30 protein-coding genes and 1 tRNA gene are annotated in these 22,251 nt (G+C 26.6%); 4 read left to right on the top strand and 27 right to left on the bottom strand.

Features of this window, described 5'->3' with window-relative positions; translation table 11 throughout:
* The first annotated feature begins 23 nt into the window (after positions 1–23).
* The 4 genes from rpsT (at position 24) to BT993_RS01965 (ending at position 1,546) form a co-directional block, all read left to right on the top strand.
* A complete protein-coding gene (gene rpsT, locus BT993_RS01980; protein WP_072592980.1) occupies positions 24–290 on the top strand; it encodes a 30S ribosomal protein S20 in 267 nt (88 codons plus the stop codon).
* 85 nt (positions 291–375) lie between these two features.
* Positions 376–615, top strand: coding sequence for a type B 50S ribosomal protein L31 (locus tag BT993_RS01975; RefSeq protein ID WP_072592979.1), 240 nt, complete (start codon positions 376–378; stop codon positions 613–615).
* A 65-nt stretch (positions 616–680) separates the two neighbouring features.
* On the top strand, positions 681–1,304 hold the full coding sequence (gene upp, locus BT993_RS01970; protein WP_072592978.1) for a uracil phosphoribosyltransferase: 624 nt from the start codon (positions 681–683) through the stop codon (positions 1,302–1,304).
* Complete coding sequence (locus tag BT993_RS01965; protein WP_072592977.1) at positions 1,304–1,546, top strand: RDAC family protein; 243 nt, start codon at positions 1,304–1,306, stop codon at positions 1,544–1,546. The genes upp and BT993_RS01965 overlap by 1 nt, the downstream gene beginning before the upstream one ends.
* Before the next feature lie 108 nt (positions 1,547–1,654).
* Here the strand turns inward: BT993_RS01965 and rplA are convergent, their stop codons facing one another.
* The 27 genes from rplA to rplU form a co-directional block, all read right to left on the bottom strand.
* Positions 1,655–2,362, bottom strand: coding sequence for a 50S ribosomal protein L1 (gene rplA / locus BT993_RS01960; protein WP_072592976.1), 708 nt, complete (start codon positions 2,360–2,362; stop codon positions 1,655–1,657).
* A 58-nt stretch (positions 2,363–2,420) separates the two neighbouring features.
* The gene (gene rplK / locus BT993_RS01955; RefSeq protein WP_072592975.1) at positions 2,421–2,855 is read right to left on the bottom strand and encodes a 50S ribosomal protein L11; all 435 of its coding nucleotides are present in this window, start codon (positions 2,853–2,855) and stop codon (positions 2,421–2,423) included.
* A 63-nt stretch (positions 2,856–2,918) separates the two neighbouring features.
* Positions 2,919–3,491: a transcription termination/antitermination NusG family protein gene (locus tag BT993_RS01950; RefSeq protein ID WP_072592974.1), complete on the bottom strand. Its 573-nt coding sequence runs from the start codon at positions 3,489–3,491 to the stop codon at positions 2,919–2,921.
* Positions 3,492–3,505: 14 nt separating this feature from the next.
* Positions 3,506–3,712 (bottom strand): preprotein translocase subunit SecE, encoded by a 207-nt coding sequence (secE, locus tag BT993_RS01945; RefSeq protein ID WP_244147531.1) that lies wholly within the window; start codon positions 3,710–3,712, stop codon positions 3,506–3,508.
* Positions 3,713–3,735: 23 nt separating this feature from the next.
* Positions 3,736–3,810, bottom strand: a tRNA-Trp gene (locus tag BT993_RS01940).
* Between the two features lie 11 nt (positions 3,811–3,821).
* Positions 3,822–3,971, bottom strand: coding sequence for a 50S ribosomal protein L33 (gene rpmG / locus BT993_RS01935; protein ID WP_012858555.1), 150 nt, complete (start codon positions 3,969–3,971; stop codon positions 3,822–3,824).
* 112 nt (positions 3,972–4,083) lie between these two features.
* Positions 4,084–5,199, bottom strand: coding sequence for a ribonuclease M5 (gene rnmV / locus BT993_RS07315; RefSeq protein WP_072592973.1), 1,116 nt, complete (start codon positions 5,197–5,199; stop codon positions 4,084–4,086).
* A 2-nt stretch (positions 5,200–5,201) separates the two neighbouring features.
* Complete coding sequence (locus BT993_RS01925; RefSeq protein WP_072592972.1) at positions 5,202–6,680, bottom strand: aminoacyl-histidine dipeptidase; 1,479 nt, start codon at positions 6,678–6,680, stop codon at positions 5,202–5,204.
* A gap of 99 nt (positions 6,681–6,779) precedes the next feature.
* Positions 6,780–7,031: a KH domain-containing protein gene (locus tag BT993_RS01920; protein WP_072592971.1), complete on the bottom strand. Its 252-nt coding sequence runs from the start codon at positions 7,029–7,031 to the stop codon at positions 6,780–6,782.
* Positions 7,031–7,270, bottom strand: a complete 240-nt coding sequence (locus BT993_RS01915) for a DUF4911 domain-containing protein (RefSeq protein WP_072592970.1) — start codon at positions 7,268–7,270, stop codon at positions 7,031–7,033. The genes BT993_RS01920 and BT993_RS01915 overlap by 1 nt, the downstream gene beginning before the upstream one ends.
* 2 nt (positions 7,271–7,272) lie before the next feature.
* Complete coding sequence (gene rsmA, locus BT993_RS01910; RefSeq protein WP_072592969.1) at positions 7,273–8,094, bottom strand: 16S rRNA (adenine(1518)-N(6)/adenine(1519)-N(6))-dimethyltransferase RsmA; 822 nt, start codon at positions 8,092–8,094, stop codon at positions 7,273–7,275.
* Positions 8,075–8,638 (bottom strand): hypoxanthine phosphoribosyltransferase, encoded by a 564-nt coding sequence (gene hpt / locus BT993_RS01905; RefSeq protein ID WP_072592968.1) that lies wholly within the window; start codon positions 8,636–8,638, stop codon positions 8,075–8,077. The genes rsmA and hpt overlap by 20 nt, the downstream gene beginning before the upstream one ends.
* Positions 8,639–8,749: 111 nt before the next feature.
* A complete protein-coding gene (gene cdd / locus BT993_RS01900; protein WP_072592967.1) occupies positions 8,750–9,169 on the bottom strand; it encodes a cytidine deaminase in 420 nt (139 codons plus the stop codon).
* An 8-nt stretch (positions 9,170–9,177) separates the two neighbouring features.
* Positions 9,178–9,888 carry a purine-nucleoside phosphorylase gene (deoD, locus tag BT993_RS01895; RefSeq protein ID WP_072592966.1) on the bottom strand — a complete coding sequence of 237 codons (711 nt, stop codon included), beginning with the start codon at positions 9,886–9,888 and terminating at the stop codon, positions 9,178–9,180.
* 18 nt (positions 9,889–9,906) lie between these two features.
* Positions 9,907–10,575, bottom strand: a complete 669-nt coding sequence (deoC, locus tag BT993_RS01890) for a deoxyribose-phosphate aldolase (RefSeq protein ID WP_072592965.1) — start codon at positions 10,573–10,575, stop codon at positions 9,907–9,909.
* Positions 10,576–10,593: 18 nt separating this feature from the next.
* Positions 10,594–11,898 (bottom strand): thymidine phosphorylase, encoded by a 1,305-nt coding sequence (locus tag BT993_RS01885; RefSeq protein WP_072592964.1) that lies wholly within the window; start codon positions 11,896–11,898, stop codon positions 10,594–10,596.
* 218 nt (positions 11,899–12,116) lie between these two features.
* Complete coding sequence (locus BT993_RS01880; RefSeq protein WP_072592963.1) at positions 12,117–13,136, bottom strand: BMP family lipoprotein; 1,020 nt, start codon at positions 13,134–13,136, stop codon at positions 12,117–12,119.
* Positions 13,137–13,251: 115 nt separating this feature from the next.
* Entirely contained in the window at positions 13,252–14,112 is an 861-nt protein-coding gene (locus BT993_RS01875; RefSeq protein ID WP_072592962.1) for an ABC transporter permease, read from the bottom strand.
* Positions 14,113–15,204 carry an ABC transporter permease gene (locus BT993_RS01870; RefSeq protein WP_072592961.1) on the bottom strand — a complete coding sequence of 364 codons (1,092 nt, stop codon included), beginning with the start codon at positions 15,202–15,204 and terminating at the stop codon, positions 14,113–14,115.
* Positions 15,197–16,717: an ABC transporter ATP-binding protein gene (locus BT993_RS01865; protein WP_072592960.1), complete on the bottom strand. Its 1,521-nt coding sequence runs from the start codon at positions 16,715–16,717 to the stop codon at positions 15,197–15,199. The genes BT993_RS01870 and BT993_RS01865 overlap by 8 nt, the downstream gene beginning before the upstream one ends.
* Before the next feature lie 67 nt (positions 16,718–16,784).
* Positions 16,785–18,551, bottom strand: a complete 1,767-nt coding sequence (uvrC, locus tag BT993_RS01860) for an excinuclease ABC subunit UvrC (protein ID WP_072592959.1) — start codon at positions 18,549–18,551, stop codon at positions 16,785–16,787.
* Positions 18,551–19,348, bottom strand: coding sequence for an RNase adapter RapZ (rapZ, locus tag BT993_RS01855; protein WP_072592958.1), 798 nt, complete (start codon positions 19,346–19,348; stop codon positions 18,551–18,553). The genes uvrC and rapZ overlap by 1 nt, the downstream gene beginning before the upstream one ends.
* A gap of 9 nt (positions 19,349–19,357) precedes the next feature.
* Complete coding sequence (locus BT993_RS01850) at positions 19,358–20,485, bottom strand: D-alanyl-D-alanine carboxypeptidase family protein (protein ID WP_072592957.1); 1,128 nt, start codon at positions 20,483–20,485, stop codon at positions 19,358–19,360.
* 2 nt (positions 20,486–20,487) lie between these two features.
* On the bottom strand, positions 20,488–21,135 hold the full coding sequence (gene nth / locus BT993_RS01845; protein WP_072592956.1) for an endonuclease III: 648 nt from the start codon (positions 21,133–21,135) through the stop codon (positions 20,488–20,490).
* A gap of 54 nt (positions 21,136–21,189) precedes the next feature.
* Positions 21,190–21,480, bottom strand: coding sequence for a 50S ribosomal protein L27 (rpmA, locus tag BT993_RS01840; protein ID WP_072592955.1), 291 nt, complete (start codon positions 21,478–21,480; stop codon positions 21,190–21,192).
* Positions 21,477–21,812, bottom strand: coding sequence for a ribosomal-processing cysteine protease Prp (locus BT993_RS01835; RefSeq protein ID WP_072592954.1), 336 nt, complete (start codon positions 21,810–21,812; stop codon positions 21,477–21,479). Before BT993_RS01835 ends, rpmA begins: the two co-directional genes overlap by 4 nt.
* 2 nt (positions 21,813–21,814) lie before the next feature.
* The gene (gene rplU / locus BT993_RS01830; RefSeq protein WP_072592953.1) at positions 21,815–22,111 is read right to left on the bottom strand and encodes a 50S ribosomal protein L21; all 297 of its coding nucleotides are present in this window, start codon (positions 22,109–22,111) and stop codon (positions 21,815–21,817) included.
* Positions 22,112–22,251: the final 140 nt, after the last annotated feature.

Genomic DNA, 22,251 nt, shown 5'->3' with positions numbered 1-22,251 from the left:
TGTGTATAAAGGAGGAAAACAGAATGGCACATACTAAATCATCTAAAAAAAGAATCGTTATTGGTGAAAGAAATAGATTAAGAAATCAAGCAATCACAAGTAGAGTTAAAACTTTTGTTAAAAAAGTATTAGTAGCAATAGATTCTAAAAATATTGATGATGCTAAGGCAGCATTATCTGTAGCTTATAAAGAGCTTGATAAAGCAGTAACAAAAGGTGTAATGAAAAAAAATACTGCTTCAAGAACTAAATCAAGATTAGCTACTAAAGTTCAATCTTTAAACGCATAAGCTACTCATTTGTATATTTATACACAAATATAAGTGTTATAATATATTCATAAATTATATAAATTTTATGAAAGGAGTCCGTAACATGAAAAAAGGTATACACCCAGAATACAGACTAGTTGTTTTTGAAGATACAAGTAATGGTGAAAGATTTTTAGGAAAATCTACTAAATCAGCTAAAGAAACTGTTGAATTTGAAGGACAAGAATATCCAGTAATTAAAGTTGCAATAAGCTCAACTTCTCACCCATTTTATACAGGGAAGTTCAAATTTGTTGATGAAACTGGAAGAGTTGATAAATTTAAGAAAAAATACAATTTATAATATACTACAGAATTACTCTTTCAGTAATTCTGTTTTTTTAAACCACAATAAATAGGAGGAATATTATGGCAATTTTTGAATATAAACACCCATTAATAAGCCACAAATTATCAATTTTAAGAAATGTAGACACTGATACAAAATTATTTAGAGAAAGTTTAAATGAAATTGCATCACTTATGGTTTACGAGGCTACAAAAGATTTAAAATTAAAAAATATTACAGTCAAAACACCTATACAAGAAACAATTACTCAAGTATTAGATGAACCAGTAACTATAGTCCCTATATTAAGAGCTGGATTAGGTATGGTTGATGCACTACTTGCACATATACCTAATGCAAAAGTTGGACATTTAGGAGTATATAGAAATGAAGAAACATTTGAACCTGTATATTATTATGCTAAAATGCCTTCTAATGTTGTGGAAAGTAAAGTATTAATTGTTGACCCAATGCTTGCAACAGGTGGTTCTATAATTTATACTATAGACTATTTAAAATCATTAGGTGTTAAAAATATTTCTATATTATCAATTATAGCTGCACCAGAGGGAATACTTGCTATAAAAGATAAACATGATGATGTTGATTTATATATCGCTTCAATTGACAAAGGATTAAATAAAGATAAATATATTTATCCTGGATTAGGAGATGCTGGAGATAGAATCTTCGGTACAAAATAATGGCAATTATATTTGATTATATAATTGAAGCTAATAAATTACTATTTGAATATGGGTATAAACTATCATTAAAAGATGCTTGTGGTTCTAGTTGTCTTCAAATAAAAAATTTAGATGGTAGTAGAATTACAACAACAGTAGACCCTTTAATATATTCAATAATCAATCAACATTTTATCAAACATGGTATAGAAATAGAATATAGCGAAAGTAAAGAATATTTATTTGGAAAAGATATATAAAACATAAAAAGGAATTGTTTCTATTATTAGAAATAATTCTTTTTAATTTATCCAAATTTAATAACAAAAAAAAGAAGACTTTACGTCTTCTCCTATATATTTTCTTAATTATTTGCTTGAAAATCCAGCTGCTAATAATGGATCAATTTTAATTCCAGGTCCCATAGTTAATGAGATTGCAACTGTTCTTAAGTATTGTCCTTTTGATGCAGCAGGTTTTAATTTAATTATTTGTCCTAAAGCAACTTTAAAGTTTTCAACTATTTGTTCTTTTTCAAAATTTACTTTTCCTATTGGTAAGTGAATTGATCCTAATTTATCAACTTTAAATGCAACTTTACCTTTTTTAAATTCTTCAACTGTTTGAGCAACATTAGTTGTTACAGTTCCAGATTTAGGATTAGGCATTAATCCTTTAGTTCCTAAAATTCTTCCTAATTTTCCTAATTTAGGCATCATGTCTGGAGTTGCTATAACTAAATCAAAATCCATCCATCCTGCAGAAATTTTATTAATATATTCTTCATCTCCAGCAAAATCTGCTCCAGCTGCTAATGCTTTATCAATATTTTCTCCTGAAGTTATTGCTAAAATTTTAATTGTTTTTCCAGTTCCATGAGGTAAAATAACTGTACCTCTAACTTGTTGATCTGCATGTCTTGGATCTACTCCCAATCTAATTGCTAATTCAACTGTTTCTACAAATTTTGCACTTTTTGTGTCAAACACTAATTCTAAAGCTTCTTCTGGTGTGTAGATTTTTAATTTATCTACTTTTTGAGAAATTTCACTATATCTTTTCCCTTTTTTTGACATTATTTTTTTCCTCCTTTGTGGTAATTGAAATTTTTATCTCCCACTTAATTTCATATTATTAGTCTTCTATTTTAATTCCCATACTTCTTGCTGTTCCAGCAATAATATTCATAGCTGATTCTACTGTTCCAGCATTTAAATCTGGCATTTTAGTTTCAGCAATCTCTTGTAATTGAGCTTTTGAAATTTTTCCAGCTACATCTTTAACAGAGTTTTGTGCTCCTTTTTCAACTTTTGCAGCTTTCTTTAATAAATCTGATGCAGGTGGTGTTTTTAAAACAAAACTAAAGCTTCTATCTGCATAGATTGAAATTTCTACTGGAATTATAAACCCAGGTTTATCTTGTGTTTGTGCATTAAATTGTTTACAAAATTCAGGAATATTAATTCCTTTTGGTCCTAATGCTGACCCAACTGGTGGTGCAGGATTTGCTTTACCAGCACTTAATTGTAATTTTACTTTATCCACGACTTCTTTATTGTTTTTAGCCATTTTCTATTTTCCTCCTTTGTGGTAACTGAATATTAAATCTCCCACTTTTATTACTATATAATTCTAAAATTTAGTAACTTCATTTAATCCTAAAGTTAATGTAGTAGGTCTACTTCCTACTTGAATTACTATTTTAACTTGTTTAGCAATATAGTCTATATGCTCAACTGTTCCCTCTATACCATCTAAAGTCTTAACATAATCTCCAATTTCATAATTTGATTTTTCTTGAAAATCTTCATTACTCATTTTGCTAAATATGTCTTCAACTTCCTTTTCATCCATTGGTAATGGATCAGAACCAACACCAACAAACCCTGTAACACCATTAGTATTACGTATTATATACCATGCTCTACTATCTACTCTGTAACTTACAGAATCTTCAGTCGCATCTCTAAAAGCTAACATCTCAACTAGTACATAACTAGGAAATATTTTTCTAAACACTGGTACCATTTTACCTTTTTTTTCTTCAAATACTTTTTCTTCAGGTACTAATATTCTAAAAACTTTATCATTTAAATTTTCTGACATAATTCTTTTTTCTAAATCAGTTTTTACTTTTTTTTCGTATCCTGAATAAGTATGAATTATATACCATTTTTTAACATATTCTTTATTTTCTATTATCATTAGTCTTCAGCCCCCTAACTAAATAGTGATTTTACAATACTTGAAAATCTACCCATAAATGTTGTAAAGCTAAAATCAAATATTAATATCATCAAAGAAACAAATAAAGTTATTAATAATACTACTATAGTAACTTGAAACACTTCAGCCTTACTTGGCCATTGTACTTGTTTATACTCAGCTATTATTTGATTCAATAAATTCATTTTCTCTTTTTTCATATATTAACTCCATATTCTTAAAATGGCAGGCCAGATAGGACTCGAACCTACAACATTCGGTTTTGGAGACCGACGCTCTACCATTGAACTACTGGCCTATTTTAAATAATTATTTTACTTCTCTATATAGAGAATATCTTTTCAACACTGGGTTGTATTTTCTTAACTCAATTCTTTCAGGATGAGTTTTTTTGTTCTTAGTTGTAACATAATGTCTTAACTTTGTTTCAGTGCATTCTAAAATAACTTGTACTCTCATTTTCATTCCTCCCAATATAAAAATTTGTATTGGTAATACAGATACTGATTTTATATCAGCTTTTTAATTCTAGCATAAGATACAGTATTTGTCAACTTTTTTTATCATTTTTTTACCTCTTAAAAAAATCTTGTAACGCCTTAGGTAAATATGCTTTATATCTTTCAAAATCATTTCTTATTTTTGTTGATGAAACATTGTATTCAAATCTTTTAGGATCTATTAAATGTACATCTAATTCTTTTGAAAATACTTCATTATTCACAAAATATTTTTCATAATTACTTTTATCTTCTATCTCATTTGTAAAAACTGTATTAATCTTAATATTATTTTCCTTAAGTAATTTAGCTACTCTATCTGTCCAATCTTTCCAACCATTAGGATAATATGCTATTCCCTCTTCTCTTAATATATGAACTTCAACATTAGGTAGCATTTCTACTTCTTTTTTCAAATAATATAATCTATCATTTTCAGTTAAGATTTTTGGTAATCTTGAATTAATTAATAAATTAAAATCTCTATCTCTTTCAACACACAATAACACATGCAATTTATCTACTTCATTTGAAGCATATTTAATGAAATTTACATGTCCCATATGTAATGGTATAAATTTACCAAAAATAATGCCTACTTTTTCTTTTTTATCTATTTTTTTATTCATCATAAGTACTGCATTTTCAAAGTCAGCATATGATATATTCATACAATTTAACATTGACAATAATCCTTTGGAATTATAGTAACCTATTTTTAATATATCCCCTATAATTTCTCTTTTTAATTTAGATAATTTATCTCCTATTAAACCATTTTCAAGTAACTTATCTATATTATAAACATATTTCTCTTTATTATCATTACTTACTAATTTATTAGATAAATACTCACTAAATATATCATATATTTTTTTATTATTAATATTTTCAACACCTACATTCCCATTTCTTGTAGCCTCTTCCCTGGAAACATATATATTAATGACTTTACCCTCAATATTTTTATTTATCTTTTCTCTTATTTTTTTTCCAGTAAAATCAGGGTCAGTAAAAAGTAAAATATCCTTTCTTTTTGATAATTCATTAATGTATGATATTTTTTCTTTACTAAGACCAGTACTTCCATTTAACTGTACTATTGTTGCATCTATTACTTGAGATAATCTAGTTACATCATCTCTTCCCTCAACAACAACAATTTCTTCAATTTTTAATTTTTTCATAACTAATCAACTAAATTATATTCTTTTAAAATTTGTAATAGGTAATCCCATGTTAAAGCTACACTTTCTATTTCCATTTTTTCATCAGGAGTATGTGCTCCAAATATATTCGGACCAAATGAAATTACATCTAAATCTTTTATTTTTTCTGTAAACATACCACATTCAAGTCCTGCATGTATTGCTTTAATTTCAATATCTCTTCCATATTTATTTTTAAATACTTTAGTAGCAAGTTCCCTTAAAGTTGAATCTTCCTTATATTCCCATGGATAAAATGATGGAACTTTTTCTCCATAAGTTTCATATTTTTTACCTAATTCTATTAAAAATTCTTGTAATTCATCTAATTCCTTTATATTTGAACTTCTTAATAATGAATTTACTCTAAATATTGTTTTATTACCTATTGTTTCTGTTTTTAATACTCCACAATTTAATGAAGTTTGTACTAATCCTTCAATATTTTTACTCATAGTTCTTACTCCATGAGGAAATTCATTATATAAAGCTACGACTTTTCTAGTGTCTCTTTCAGATATTTTTCTTAATGTTCTATCTGTTAAATCATTTAATTCATATCTTAAATTTGTTTCTTCTTCCTTATATTCATCAACTTTAACATCGATAAATTTATCCATTAATTCAGTAATTTCTTCCTTTGAAGCCTTAGTTGCAATATATGCAATAGCTTCCCTAGGTATAGCATTATCTTTATTACCACCATCAAACATGATTAATTCATAGTTTAGTTTTAATTCAAGATGTTTTAAAGCTTCCATTAATATTTTAATTGAATTACCTAATTTTAAATGTATTTCTGCTCCAGAATGTCCACCTTTTAACCCTAAAATTTCTAATGAATATATATTATCATCTGACTTTAATTCAAAATTATCAACTTCAGTTCTTAATTTAATAGATGCTCCTCCAGCACTACTTACATAAATAGCTCCAACTTCTTCTGTATCAAGATTAAGCATTTTTTTAGCACTTAATTTAGTTACATCAAGATTTTCAGCTCCACTCATATTAACTTCTTCATCTGAAGTTAAAAGTATTTCTAAAGCTGGATGTTCTATATCTTTAGAATCTAATAAAGCAAGTGCCATTGCAACAGCTATACCATTATCTGCACCAAGAGTAGTTCCATCTGCTTTTAAAAATCCATCTTCTACTTTTAATTTAATACCTTGTGTTTCAAAATCAAAATTAACATCTTTATTCTTTTCCCAAACCATATCTATATGACCTTGTATAATTACAGGAAGATATTTTTCATATCCTGATGTTGCATTTTTCTTAATTATTACGTTATGATATTTATCTTGATGTACTTCAAGATTTCTTTCTTTTGCAAAATTAACTAACCAATCACTAATTTGTTTTTCTTTACCTGATCCTCTTGGTATTTCAGAAATTTTTTCAAAAAATTCAAATACTAATTCTGGATATATTCCTTTTGTAATCTTATTTCCCATAATAAAAACTCCCTTACATAATATATTTTATATAAAAATTATACCACAGTTTATGGTGTTTTACAAACTAAAAAAAGTCTATTTTACTAGACTTTTTAACTAAATAATTTTTTCGTTTACTTTTAAAGTTACATTATCTTTATTCTTGTTTGCAATTGAACCCACAAGGTTTCTTAAACTAGTAATTATTTTACCATTTTTACCTATAATTTTCCCTATTTCATTCTTATTTGCAAATATATCAATATAATAATTTTTCTCTTTAACTTGAACTGTAATTTCATAATTTTCTCTTGATCCTGTTAAATTTTCCAACCAAAAATTTACTAATTCTAAGTAATAATCTTGCATTATAGTTCTCCTTTCCATATTCTTTCTTCAAGTATTGTCATTTCTATACCATTTTTTATAAATTTATCAATTAATAAATTAACATCATTTATAAAATAAGTATTAGTCAATAATTTTATTAATCCCTCTTTTCTATCAAGAGTTCTTATTATAGCCAAACCCTCATAGGCTTCTACAACTTTATTTATAAAATCAATATTGTATTTATCTGTACTAATAATATATTCGTAACTTTGCATATTTATTCCTTTTCTATAATATTAATCAAATTTATAAAATCTTCTATTGATAATTCTTCAGCTCTACTATTCTTATTCTTTCCAATAATTTCTAATGTATTTTCTGTAATATCTTTAGATATGCCTATAGCTTTTAAATTATTAGAAATACTTTTTCTTTTAGAAACAAAGCTTGATTTAACATATTTCAAATATTTTTCAAAAGAAATTAATTTAGAATATTTTTCTTCTTTATCTATAATAATTCTAATAAAAGCTGAATCAACTTTAGGGACTGGATCAAAAAATTCTTTTTCCACAGTAAATAAATACTCTACTTTAGAATGAAATCCAACAACATGAGTAAATACACCTCTATTACTAGTATTTTTCTCAAAATTAAGTCTTTCACCAACCTCTTTTTGAACCATTAAATATATATCTTTAATGTTATCTTTAAATTCTAAAAGCTTATTTATAATCGGTGCAGTAATATAGTAAGGAATATTAGCTATAACTCTATATTCTTTATCTTTTTCCATAATATTTTCAAGATTATATAAAAGAAAATCAACATGTATTAATTCAAAATTATCATAATTTTCAAATTTTTTCTTTAAAATTGGTATTAAATCATTATCAATTTCAAAAGATGTTAATTTAGCTCCACTTTCTAATATCATTGATGTTAAAAATCCTATACCTGGACCTATTTCAATAATATTGTCATTAGCATTAATATTAGTTACTTCTTTTATTTTTTCTAATAATATTTTATCATCTAAAAAATTTTGTCCAAATTTCTTCTTATGCTTGTGTTCTTCACTATTTCTTTTCTTTTTCATATTTTTCTAAATCCATTACTCCAATATATGGAATATTTCTATATTCTTGTATAAAATCTAATCCATAACCTAAGACAAACTCATTAGGTATTTCAAATCCAGTATATTGTATGTCAATATCAACTTCTCTTTTAGTTACTTTATCAAGTAAAGTACATAAAATTACATTCTTAGGTCCTCTTTTACCAATAAGTTGTAAAACTTTCTTTAAAGTTAATCCTGAATCTATAATATCTTCCACTATTAATACATTCTTACCTCTTACTGAATAATCTAAATCTTTAATAATTTTAACATCTTTAGTTGTTTCAAAACTATCTCCATAGCTAGAAACTTCCATAAAATCTATTTTTAAAGGTAATCTTATTTTTCTAATTAAATCTGCCATAAATAGTATAGAACCTTTTAATATACCAACAACAATAAACTCTGCATCATCATCTTTATAATCATTAGTAATTTGTTCTCCTAATTCTTCTATTCTTGATTTTAATTGTTCTTCCGTAATAATCTTTCTTACTATTCCTGCTTCCCAATCTTTCACTTTCTTTACCTCTCTTTAGTTATTTCTATTATTTTAACATACCAAACATAATAAAATCAAGTACTAATTAAATTATCATGCAAATAAAATAAAAAATGCCCTAGGGCATTTTTATTTATCTAAATCTTCAGGACCAAAAGAATATGGTATCATATCTTCAACAGTCCATAAAATATAATCATTTGATCTTAATGATCCAAGTACAATTAATGTATCCTTTTTAGCAAATTCTCTAATAAATTGTCTACACATTCCACAAGGGCTAATTGGTTTTTCTACATCTCCAGTGATTACTATTAAATCAATTTTTTTCATTCCTTTAGTAACTGCTGAAGCTATGGCATTTCTTTCTGCACATATAGTAAGTCCATATGATGCGTTTTCAACATTTACACCCTCATGTAATGTTCCATCACTATCTACCATAACAGCTGCCACTTTATATTTAGAATAAGGGCTATAAGATTTTTCTAATAAATTATTAGCCTTTTCAATATATTTTCTAATTTCTTGTTCACTATATCTATTCATATTACTCCTTAAAATGTGATTGCAGAATCTAATGCTAAAGTAATCATTTCATTAAAAGTGATTTGTCTTTCTTCTGCTGTAGTAGTTTCACCTGTAACCAATGAATCACTTATAGTTAATAATGTCAAAGCATTAACATTAAATTTAGCTGCCGTAGTATATAATTGAGATGTTTCCATTTCAACGCATAAAACACCAAATTCAGACCATTTCTTCCACTCATCTATATTATCATAATAAAAAGTATCGCTAGTCAAAATATTTCCAGCTTTTAAATTTATACCTTTAGTTTTAGCCATTTCATATACTTTAAATAATAAATTAGAACTTACAGTAGGTGCATAATCTGCTCCATTAAATCTCAATTTATTAATTGCTGAATCAGTAGATGCTGATAAAGCTACAACTACATCTCTGATTTTAACATCAGCATTAGTTGAACCAGCAGTTCCAATTCTTATTAAATTTTTTACTCCAAATTCATTTATTAATTCATGTATATATATTCCTATTGACGGTACTCCCATACCAGTCCCCTGTACAGATATTCTTTTCCCTTTATATGTTCCAGTAAATCCTAACATTCCTCTTACATCATTATATTTTACTACATCTTCTAAAAATGTTTCAGCTATATATTTTGCTCTTAGTGGATCTCCTGGTAATAGTATCGTTTCAGCTATTTCCCCTTTTGTTGCTCCTATATGTGCCGTTGCCATGGTACATCACTCCTTATATTAATATTTTGTTGGATCTGCTTTAGCTCCAGTTAAAATTTCAACTCCTGAACTTGTACCTAAACGAGTAGCTCCTATTTCTACATATTTTTCAGCAGTTTCTAAACTCTTAACTCCACCACTTGCTTTAACTTCTGCTTTATCTCCTACAACTTTTTTCATTAAAATTACATCTTCAAATGTAGCACCTCCTGTACCAAATCCAGTTGATGTTTTAACGAAATCAGCATTAGCATTTAATGATAATTCACAAGCTAATATTTTTTGTTCGTCATTTAAATAACAAGTTTCAATTATTACTTTTAATACATTACTTCCTATAGCTTCTTTAATAGCACGAATTTCATCTTCTACGTATTTAGAATCTCCCTCTAGTAATTTACCAACATTAATTACCATATCTATTTCATTTGCTCCATTTGAAATAGCTTCTTTTGCTTCAAAAACTTTAGCATCTTTAGTCATTGCTCCTAATGGAAATCCAACTACTGCTGCAATTTTAACTTCACTACCCTCTAATAATTGTTTTGCTTCTTTAACGTAACAACCATTTACACAAACAGAATAAAATCCATATTCTTTTGCTTCCTCACAAAGTTTTTTAATTTCACATGATTTAGTTGTAGCTTTTAATACTGTATGGTCAATATATTTCGCAATATTTAACATAATTATTCCTCCTATTTTTTATTCTATAATATCTAATATTGGTGTTATTACTTCTAATTTTTCATTTCCAATAACATATGATTCAATTACCATTTCTTTTGAAGTATTTACTCTACTTGCATCATTATAGTAAATCTTAGCAATAACTTCATCTTTTTCTACTTTATCTCCTACTTTTTTAAGTATACTTATTCCAACTGCATGATCTATAATAGAATCCTTAGTTTCTCTTCCTGCACCTATAACCATAGCTGCCTTACCTATTTCTTCAGTTTTTATTTTAGTTACTATTCCAGAAGATATTGATTTAACTTCTAAACAGTTTTTAGCTGTAGGAAGTAATTTATAGTCATTTACTATTTCTGGATTTCCTCCACTTTCTTTAATGAATTTAGCAAAAAATTCTAATGGTTTACCAGTTTTAATAATATCATCAATAATTTGTTTTCCTTCTGATAACTCTTTAATATCACCTTTAGCTTTTAATGCAAGTGAAACTATTGTATATACTACTTCTTTTAAATCGGCAGATATATTCCCTTTTAAGGCTTCTATCCCCTCTATTATTTCTAATGCGTTACCAATATTATGTCCTAAAGGTTCATCCATATTAGATAAAACAACCTTAACTTGTCTATTAGTACCTTTACCTATTGCAACCATTCTTTTTGCAAGTTCTCTTGCAATTTCAATAGTTTTCATGAATGCACCATCACCAACTTTAACATCTAGTATGATTACGTCATTTTGTATAGCTAATTTTTTACTCATTATACTACTTGCAATTAATGGTATTGATGGTACAGTAGCTGTAACATCTCTTAAAGCATATATTTTTTTATCAAGTGGAACTATCTTATCACTAGATCCCATTAAACCTATTCCAGTTTTCATAGCAATTTCAGATAATTCTTCCTTAGTATTTGAAAAGTTAAAACCGTCTATAGATTCAAACTTATCTATAGTTCCTCCAGTATGCCCTAATCCTTTTCCTGATAATTTAGCTGTCGCCATACCTAATGATGCAAGTAATGGAGCAAGTACAACAGTAACTTTATCTCCTACCCCACCAGTACTATGTTTATCAACTAAAAATTTGTCAATTTTAGGAAATTCAATAATATCACCTGAATCTCTCATAGCCATTGTAAAATCAACTAATTCTCTATCTGTCATTCCTTGAAAATATGTTGCCATTAAAAATGATGCAATTTGATATTCAGGAACTTTTTCTTGCATGTACTCGTTTAATATAAATCTTATTTCTTCAGTACTTAATTCAAAACCATCTCTTTTATTTTGAATAATATCAACAACTCTCATAACAATTCCTTTCATATATTAATCTAATATTATTAATTTACTTTCCAGACAAAAAAACAGGAAAAATAATTCCTGTTTTTTTTAACTTAGGTTGAATTTATTGCAACTAAGTGTATTAATAATATTTATTTATTATTTCTATATCATTTTACCTCTATTTCAATAATTTGTCAATATAGTTAATAAAAATCAGGACCTAAGTCCTGATTTTATTTATCCTATTTTAAAGGACCGTTTTCATCAACTTTAATTTTACCTTCTTTAATTTCATTTTTTAAAGCATCTAATTTGTCAATATTTTCTTGTCCAATTAAATCTTTAGTAAATTCTAATTCAGTAATTCCAACTCCATCTTCAGCAATACCAAAGTATTGAACACCTGATTTAAAGTTTCCTTCAAGAACAGCTTTAATAGTTTCAAAAACTGCTACGTCAACATTTTTAACCATTGAAGTTAAAATTATTCCAGGAGCTTCAGCATCTTGATTAGAGTCAACTCCTATAGCGTATACATTTTTTTCTTGTGCTGCTTTAAATACTCCTGCTCCACTAGCTCCTGCTGCGTGCATAACTATATCAGTGTTTTGAGCTATTAAGCTTTCTGATAATTGTTTTCCAGCAACTGGATCATTGAAAGGATTAGAACCATTTATGTAAGCTGATAATATTGTTATATCAGGATTAACGTGTCTTGCTCCTTGAATAAATCCTGTAGCAAATCTATGAATAACTGGAGCTTCTACTGCTCCTACAAATCCTAAAACGTTAGTTTTTGTCATCATAGCTGCTAAAGCACCTGTTAAGAATGCTCCTTCTTGTTCTCTGAACATTAATGAAGCTACATTGTCTTTTCCTTCGATAACATCATCTATTAAAGCAAATTTTTGATTAGGATATTCAGCTGCAACAGCTTCTACTGATTCTTTCATAGTATATCCAACACCAATTATTAATTCATATTCTCCTGTTTGAGCATATTCAGTTAATTGGTTTTTAGCTTCTACTGAAGGATCTTTAGGTTCGTATTCTGAGAATTCGATTCCTAATTCTGCTTTAGCTTTTTCCATTCCTCTAAATGATGAATCATTAAATGATTTATCTCCTTTTCCACCTGTTGAATAAACAATAGCTATTTTTTTAGCTGGTTGATCAGCAGATGAGTTTTCAGTTTTTGCTCCACATGATAGAACAAAAATGAAAGTTAATAAAACTGTAAAAATTCCAAATAATTTTTTCATTTAAAATTCCTCCTAAATATTTGTTGCATTTAATTATACCTTTTTTTCACTTAAAAAGCAATACCCTTATTTTAAAATTTTCAAAAGAAAATTTTTAAAACATATAATATTTTAACTATTTTTCGTAAGGTTTTCCACTTGCCTTAGGTGCTCTTGATTTACGTCCGAACATTACTAATGCAATTAAAGTTAAAAGATACGGTATCATAGCTAAAAATTCTTGTGGTACACTTCCACCACTTGCTTTTGTAAAGTCTGAAACTGCTTGTCCAAACGCAAACAATAAACTAGCAAGTATTGCACCTAATGGGTTCCATCTACCAAATATCATAGCAGCTAACGCCATAAATCCACGCCCAGCTGACATATTATTTGTAAAGTTTGAAAGTATTACTGTAGTCATATATGCCCCTCCAAGTCCTGCATATACACCTGAAAGTAAAACTCCTATATATCTATATTTATATACATTTATACCTACAGTATCAGCAGCTAATGGGTGTTCCCCAACTGCTCTTAATCTAAGTCCAAATATTGTCTTAAATACTAAGAAATATGAAAGTATTGCTAAGGCATAAATCAAACAAATTATTAAAGTATTATTAGGATGACTTGAAGCAGCTGGAGTAGATCCAGAAGCTTTAAATATTACTTTAACTAAATATGAAGTTACTGCAACTGCAAATAAGTTAATTGCAACCCCACTTATAATTTGCTCACCTTTTAAATGTATACTTATTACTGCATGTATTAATGACATTATAGCTCCAACAAACATACCACAAACTATAGCTAAATACGGATTACCTGTGAAATAATTTACAACAGCTGCTGTAAATGCACCTGTAAGCATCATTCCTTCAAGACCAATGTTAGTAACCCCTGATAATTCTGATAAACAAGCTCCAACTGCAGTAATTAAAACTGGAGGAGCAACCTTAATTGTTTGTATTAATATTATTTTTAGTGCTTCCATCTATTTCCCCTTTCTCTTATTTAAAAGATACTTAAATAAGTTCTCAGCAGCAACTAATATAATTATCAATGCTTGAATAATGAATACTATTTCTTTATCTATATTAAATTGTCTTTGTAAAGTTTGTCCACCAATTTCAAGCGAAGCATAAAATATAGCCGCAAAGAATATTCCTATAGGATTATTTTTACCTAATAAAGCTATCGCTAGACCAGTGAATCCATAATCACCCATAATAAAATCTGTATATCTATATTCAGCAGCACCACCTAAAACTCTTTCAGCTCCACCTAAACCTGCAACTGCTCCTGCAAGTCCCATAGCTATAAATGCTACTAATTTAGGATTAATCCCTGCATTTTCAGAAGAAGTTGGATTAAATCCTACTGCTTTAATTTCATATCCAAGTCTTGTTTTTTCAAAGAAGAAATATGAAGCTATAATTAACACTATTATTATAATAAACCCAAGATTTAAATTTTGTTTAGTTTGTTCATAGAAAAACAAAGGTAATCTTGATGCTTCAAATACTTTTTCAGTAATGTTATTATTTGTAGTTGGATCTTTTAAAGGTCCATTTGATGGATTTATTAAATATCTTTGTAAATTAATCATAATATAATTTAACATTATAGTACTAATTACTTCATGTATATTATATTTTGATTTCAAGAATCCTGCAAGTGATGCCCATAAAAATCCAAATAATGCAGCAAAGAATAAACATATTAATATATTTAAAATACCAAAGCTATCTAAATATCTAGTAATAAATGTACCTGAAATTACTGCCCCTAATCCTCCAGCTACTAATTGTCCTTGTACTCCTATATTAAATAATCCTGCTTTAAAAGCTATCATTACTGCTATAGCAGAGAACATTAATGGTGTAGCAAAAACTAATGTCTTTGCAAGACCATTAAATGGAAACTTAGGAGATGATTGATATAAAGAACTCTTAAACATTGCAGCATAAGCTTCAATAGGATTAACTCCTCTTGACATCATTATTAAAGCTCCAGCAAATAAAGCTATAATTACAGCTAATAATGATGGTAAAATATTATAAAATGTCTTTTTAAATTTACTCATCTAATTTACCTCCTGCCATTAATATTCCTAATTTTTCCATAGTGGCATCTTTTCTATCTAATAACCCAACTATTTTACCAGAATACATAACAGCTATTCTATCACTTAATGTCATAACTTCTGTAAGTTCAGCGGATACAACAAGTATAGCTTTCCCTTTAGTTCTTTCATGTAATATTGTATTATGTATCATTTCTATCGCACCTATATCTACTCCTCTTGTAGGTTGAGATGCTATAATAAATTTATTTTCTTTTTCTAATTCTCTAGCTATAACAACTTTTTGTTGATTTCCACCAGATAATCCACCATATATTACAGTTCCATCAACAGGTCTTATATCATATTTTTCTATCATTTCCTTAGTATTTTTAAGAACTGTATTAAAGTTTATTATACCTTTATTTACATATTTATCCATATCTCCTAAGATTAAGTTTTCATTTACTGTAAACTCATCTATAGTAGCTCTTTTATGTCTATCTTCAGGTACATGTGAAAGTCCAGATAATCTAATATTTCTAGGACTAGTATTAACTAATTCTACACCATCAATACTATATGTTCCTTCTTGTGCTTTTCTAAGTCCAGCTAATACTTCAATAAGTTCAGTTTGACCATTACCTTCAACCCCTGCTATACCAAGTACTTCACCTTCTTTAATTTCAAAAGATACTCCTTTTACTTTTTTAGCACCTTGATCATTTAAAGCAACTATATTTTCTACCTTAACTAAAGGTTTTCCTATTTCAACTTTTTCTTTTTTAATATCAAATAGAACTTCTCTTCCTACCATCATATTTGCTATTACTGTTTTTGTTGCTTCACTTGTTTTTAAATTACCTACATCTTTTCCACGACGTATAACTGTGATATTATCTGATAAATCTAGTACTTCTTGTAATTTATGTGTAATAAATATTATTGTTTTACCCTCTTTAATTAAATTACGCATAATTCCATATAACTCTATAACTTCTTGTGGAGTTAAAACAGCACTTGGTTCATCAAAAATTAATAATTCAGCACCTTTAAATAAGATTTTTAAAATTTCAATTCTTTGTTGTATACCAACAGATAAATCTCCTACTTTTGCATCTGGATCTATATTTAATCCATATTTTTCAGAAACTTCCATAACTTTTTTTCTTGCTGTTTCTAAATCAAAAAATATCTTATTTTTTGACGGTTCAAATCCTAAAACCATATTTTCGGCAACAGTTAATGTTTCAACTAACATAAAATGTTGATAAACCATTCCTATACCAAGTTTTGCAGCTTCAGTTGGTGTATCTATAGTAACTTCATTCCCCTTATAAAAAATTTTACCTGATGTTGGATCATATAATCCATTTAAAATTTTCATTAATGTTGATTTCCCAGCTCCATTTTCACCGACGATAGCATGAATTTCTCCAGTTTGTATTTTTAGTGTAATATCATCATTTGCAACGATTTTACCACCGAAGAATTCTTTTCTTATATTAAGCATTTCCAAAATATAATTACTCATTGCTTCCTCCTATTTGTTTTTTCCGTACTGTTATATTATACAACATAAAATGTCAAAATGCAAAATTCTAATTTTTTTTTATTTCTTGCACTACATTTAATGGAACTATTTCTAACAGTTCTTTTTCACTTGCCTCTAAAATGTTTTTAACACTTCCAAATTTCAATATTAATTCTTTTTTTCTTTTTGGGCCTATTCCTCTTATTTCATCTAAAACTGATTTTATATTCCTTTTTGATCTTAATTTTCTATGATAAGTTATACCAAATCTATGTACTTCATCTCTAGTTCTAATTAATATTTTTAAAGCTTCATCATTTCTATCAAATCTATAAGGCTCACTTTCTTCTGCCTTAAAAATTAATTCTTCTTTCTTAGCTATACTAATTATATCTACAAAATCAATTTTTTCTAATTCTTTTAATACTTCTACTGCAACTCCTAATTGACCCTTACCACCATCAATTAAAATTACATCAGGTAACTCATCAATTTCAAGTTTTGAGTATCTTCTAGTAAGAGTTTCTCTCATCATCATAAAATCATCAGGAGTATCTTTTACAGTAATCTTAAAATGTCTATATCTCTTATTATCTGCCTTACCATTAACCGTAACACTCATGGCTGAAACAGCATCTTTACCTTGTATATTTGATATATCAAAACATTCTATAACCTTAGGTATTTTTTTAAGACTTAAAACATTTTTTAAATCTATTAAACCTTTAGATATAGCTTTTTCACTTCTCATATATTCATCAAGATAATAATTTAAATTTTTCTTACCTAATTCAAGTAAACTTAATCTTCTACTTTTTATTATAGGAGCATGTATCTTAACTATTTTATTTTTTTCAGTTTCAAAATATTTTTCAAGCATTTCAATTTTGCTTTTATACTTATTTTCTATAATAATATTCTTAGGCATTTTCTTATTATCATAATATGATAAAAATAATGTCTCAAATATATCTTGTTCTTCATATTTATTATCAACTCTAATATTATTTTTACCAATAATTTTACCATCTCTAATATTTAATATACAAATAAATATATTATTACCTACATTAGTTAATACAAATACATCTTCATCAACTTGTTGGCTATGCTCTATTAATTGAGTTTTTATTAATGAGTTTAATTTTTCTATTCTATTTCTAATAACTAATGCTTTTTCATATTCTAAATTTTCAGAATATTCTACCATTTCATTATGTAATTTATCTATTATACTCATATCCTTATTTTTAAGAAAATTTATCATTGCTTTTGAATTTTCAATATATTTATTTTCATCTTCAATATTTTCAAAATATAGGTTTCTATTTATATTATTATATCTTAAATTATTACCTATAATTTTCTTATTATACATATCTATATTAAAATATTGCATATCAAATGCAGAAAGTAACAACTTTATCATTTCTTTCATATTAAATGGATATGGTCCAAAATAATAAGCTTCTGTACTTTCTTCTAAATACTTTCTACTTCTAACTACACTTATTTGTGGAATTTTCTCATTTGTTATCTTTAAATATGGATATGTTTTATTATCTTTTAATAAAATATTATACTTGGGTAAATATTTTTTGATTAAATTATTTTCTAAAATCAAAGCTTCTAATTCACTATTACATAAAAAAAATTCTATATCATTAATATGTTTTACAAGTTCAAAAGTTTTCATAGATGATTTAGGATTATTAAAATATGAACTAACCCTATTTTTAAGATTTTTAGCTTTTCCTACATATATTACTTTATCATTAATGTCTTTCATCATATATACACCGGGATTTGTTGGAATATTTTTTATATCAAACATTACTTTATCTCCCTATGTAATTTATATACTTCATATTTATTTTTAAGTTTATTGTATAATTCATTAACCAAAGTAACTGATCTATGTTTTCCTCCAGTACAACCAATAGCAATATGTATACTATTTTTTGTATTTTTAAAATATATTGGTAATATATACTCAAAAAAATCATGTATTTTTTGAAATAAATTTATACTTTCATCAAAAGACATAACATAATCTACTACTTCTTTATCATTCCCCGTCTTATATTTTAATTCTTCTAAATAATATGGATTATCTAAAAATCTAACATCAAAAACATAATTAGCATCTTGTGGTATGCCATATTTATATCCAAAAGATGAAATTAATATTTTCTTTTTTAATAAATATGTATTTTCTAATCTTTCACATAACATTTTAGGTGTTAATCCTGTGGTATCTAATATATTAATATCATAATCTTTTAATACTGATAAAAATTCTCTTTCAGCATTTATAGAGTTTTTTAAATCTACATTTTTTAAAAATGGATGAGTCTTTCTAAATAACTCATATCTCTTAATAAGTTCTTCATTACTAGCTTCTAAAAATATTATACTAAATCTATCAGATTTAATTACAGTTTTTAAAATTTCAAGTTCTTCTTTAGACTTTACATATATACCTATAGCACTTTTAGTATTATCTTTTATTTCTAATAAATGATTAATTGGATAATTTAAACTAACATTATATCCATTATCTTCTAAAAATTTAAGTGCTGTAGTTTTACCTGAACCACTAAGCCCAAGTATTAAAATATTTTTATCCATAAATACTCCTTAATATAGTCCAAAACTAATATGTCTAAGAATCTTTTCAAACCAATTTAATTTTCTATTTTCATTTTTAGCAAATATTGGTTTAGTAACAACAACTTCTCCATTAAGCATTACATATAAAGTGGCAATTTCATCATCTATATTTATATTATCATCTATATCATTTAATTTTATATCATATGTAAATTCTTGACCTAAATTAATAAGATTTACATCTTCTTTTAAATAACCCTCTAATGTTTTCTTTTTGTAATCTTTTAAATCAAATAAATAATATGATTTATCTTTATCAATAAATTTTTCTAATCTTTCACTTAATTTTGAAAGTATCTCTCTTTGTAAGTCATATCTTTCTTTTTCTGTTTCAGAATTAAGAGAAATTGAAATAACCATTGAATCACCTATTTTAGAAACAATTATAATATTATAACCTGATTCACTATGATATCCAGTTTTTAATCCAATTACTCCATATTCTCCTAATATACTAATTCTATTATAATATACTCTTAGTGAATCTTTACTATTAGGAAATTTAATACTTTTTGTATTACTGTAATCTAAAATATCTGTATTTTTAATTACATATTTAGTTAATAAATATAGGTCTTTTGCAGTAGAAACATCCATTCCAAATCCTTTATTAAGTCTTGGTGGAAGCCCTGCTGGAGATGCGAAATATGTATTATACATTCCTATTTCCCTAGCTTTTTTATTCATTAATCTAATATATTCATTAATATCTCCTCTACCTACATGCTTTGCAACTGCATATGCAGAATTATTAGAAGAAAATATCATCTGTGCCTTTAATAAATCTTCTAAAGTGTAACTATCATCTCCACTCCATACAGATATAGCTCCTCCCGTTATAAAAGCAGTATATTTATCAAAAACAACCTTATCTTTTAAAGAAAAATTCCCTTTTGATATTTGATCTTTTGCAACTAATACATTCATAACTTTTGTTAAAGAAGCAATAGGTACTATATTTTCTGAATTAATATCTATAACTTCCGTTCCATCAGCTAAAGCAGTATAGATTATTGGTATTCTTTCTTCTTTCTCTTTTTCCATACCATAAATACTTAAAGTAAAAGTGCAAATTAATATTAATATTTTTTTCATTTCTATACCTTTTCTTTGTTTTTTTCATTATATTTACATAAATACCTTATTTCACATTCATGACATTTAGGTCGTCTGGCAATACATTTATCTCTGCCATGTAAAATTAAAAAATGTGAATATTCATACCAATATTTTTTAGGAATTATCTTCATTAATTCTTTTTCAATAACCTCTACATTATCAGTATCAACAAAACCTATTAAATTAGATAATCTTCTAACATGTGTATCTACAACTATTCCCTCTCTTTTTCCCCAAAGATCTCCTAAAAGTACATTAGCAGTTTTTCTACCAACACCAGGAAGTTTGATTAATTCTTCCATAGTCTTTGGTAATACAGAGTTATATTTTTCTATTAAAATTTTTGCATTAGCTTTTAAATTCAATGCTTTGTTTTTATAAAAACCTGTAGATTTAATATACTTTTCAACTTCTTCTAAAGATAGTTTTTCCATGTCTTCTGGTTTCTCTATAACTTTAAAAAATTCCTCTGTAACTATATTTACTCTTTTATCTGTACATTGTGCAGATAAAATTACTGCAACCATTAACTGATATTCATTTTTGTAATTTAAGGCTATTTGTGGATTTTTAAACTTATTTCTAAGTACTTCAAGAACTTGTTTTACTCTATATTTTTTAGTCATATATATTCACCTTTAAAAAAAAGCCTTTTATTATTAAAAGGCTTTTCTTATTTATTATTTAACTATTTTTTCTGGATAAATACTTACTCTTTTTTTACCTTTGAATGTTTCAAATTTAACATAACCTTCAATTAAAGCAAATAAAGTATAATCTTTCCCAATTCCCATGTTATTTCCTGCATGGAATTTAGTTCCTCTTTGTCTAACAATTATATTTCCAGCCTTTACAGCTTCACCATCATATCTTTTTACTCCTAAATATTTAGGATTAGAATCTCTTCCATTCTTAGTAGATCCTTGTCCTTTTTTTGAGGCGAATAATTGTAAATTCAACTTTAATATCATTTTTCATACCTCCTAGTTCTAAATTGTACATTTTTTGGATAATCCTTTGCAATACTTTCAAGCATTATAGATAATGATTTTATTAAACTTTGAGATTTAATTAAATCATCTTCATCAACATTTCTTAAATCACAAAAAATATATCCATCCCTCATTTCATAATTCAATTTCTTAACTTTTAAAACTTCTATTAATCCATTTAATGTCATAATAGATGTAGCAGAAATTGATGCACAAACTATATCTTTACCATAGTTATATGCTTCTGTATGCCCTTTAATTAAATAGGATACAATTTTATCTTCTTTTTCAGAAAATTCAATATATGTCATAATTATCCTTTAATTTCTTTAACTTCAATTAAAGTATAGTGTTGTCTATGACCTTTTTTTCTGTAGTATGTTTTTTTGTTATATTTAAAGTTGATAACTTTTTTACCTTTACCATGTTCTTTAACTTCAGCTACTACTTTAGCTCCCTCAACTAATGGTGATCCAATTTTTTCTCCTACCATTAATACTTCTTCAAACGAAACTTCAGCTCCAACTTCTACGGCTAATTTTTCAACTTTTAATAATGAACCTACTTCAACTTTGTATTGTTTCCCTCCAGTTTTAATTACTGCAAACATCTGTTCACCTCCGAAATTATAAAATCGCTGCTTCAGGTATTAGCCACCTAACACATGCGTACATAGTATAATATCACATTTCATCATGACTGTCAATTATTTATACAAAAAGATGATTTAAAACCTAAATTCCAAAAGTA

It is taken from the genome of Streptobacillus ratti (genome assembly GCF_001891165.1).
Classification (GTDB): domain Bacteria; phylum Fusobacteriota; class Fusobacteriia; order Fusobacteriales; family Leptotrichiaceae; genus Streptobacillus; species Streptobacillus ratti.
The sequence above is the reverse complement of the archived record's forward strand: the minus strand, read 5'-3'. Positions and strand labels throughout refer to the sequence as shown.